The organism is Lichenibacterium minor (assembly GCF_004137685.1).
GTDB classification, from domain to species: domain Bacteria; phylum Pseudomonadota; class Alphaproteobacteria; order Rhizobiales; family Beijerinckiaceae; genus Lichenihabitans; species Lichenihabitans minor.
Window position 1 is genome coordinate 1 of sequence record NZ_QYBB01000162.1, and the last position, 998, is coordinate 998.

General features: G+C 63.5%; 1 protein-coding gene. It reads right to left on the reverse strand.

Annotation, left to right across the window (positions count from 1 at the left end):
• The coding region (locus tag D3273_RS30105) for a chemotaxis protein CheB (RefSeq protein ID WP_428977818.1) at nt 1-192 on the reverse strand (192 nt) is incomplete at its 3' end.
• Nucleotides 193-998: the final 806 nt, after the last annotated feature.

Consider the following 998-nt stretch of genomic DNA (forward strand, 5'->3'; position numbering starts at 1 on the left):
CATGATCCTGGCGAACATCCTCGGGCTATCCGGGGACGTATGCAGCACGATCAGCACGGCGGCCGGAAAATCGATGGCCAGTCCGCTCGCGAGTTGGTTCAGCGCGTCTAATCCACCACGGGAAGCGCCGATCACCACGAGATCGCGGGGTTGGATCATTGGTTGCGAATATCCGGCATCGAGCGGGGGCATCTCTCAGATGAGCGTCCAGGGGGGCTTGTTCGCGGCGCGCCTCCCCCGACACTACCGCCGAAGAGGCTGACGGCGGATGTAAGCACCATGGGTCGGGATGGTTGACGGCGGGTTGATACCGATCCGAGCGCCGCGAGCCAGGCCGCCAGCATGGCGTCGTCGGACGGGTCAGCCTCCGCGCCTTCTGCCTCGCGCCGGACGGCCCCAGCGTGGACGTTGAGCTTGGCTCCCGTACTTGCGGCGTCGATCGTCTTCCGGGGTCTCAGTATGGGGTCGATATAGCTCCGATTGGCTGGTGTGAGACAGGCGTTCCCTGTCGATTGTTACCTTCCCTGCACGTCGCGAGCATGTTCAGCGCAACGTGATCGCCGCCCTCAAAACCAGTCCTTCACGGATAAATGCAACTTCCGCAATCGGCAATCAGTCCTCTCCCTGACATCGAACAGAGGAATACATCCATGCGCCTTCTCAAACTCGCCACCGTCGTCCTATGCGTCTCACCGCTCGCCCTCGTGTCGGGTTCAGCCATCGCCGCCACGGCTCATAACTCCCAGGCTGGCGGCGTCGGGCCTTCGTCCAACGCCGGCGACTCCACAGTCAGCTCGCGGCACGTGAAGCACTCTGTGAAGCGCATGCGCAAGTCCATGTGAGGTCGTCCATCGACGCCCACAGGTCGGTCGTCGGAGCTCCTGCTGGTTGACTAGTGGGCCACATGCCGCGAGGCTCGCCGCCCACAGCAGGCGCGTTGGCCTTCTCCGACCGCTTCGACTTGCCCTCGTCCCCGGGCTCGATGTCCACGAACTTGA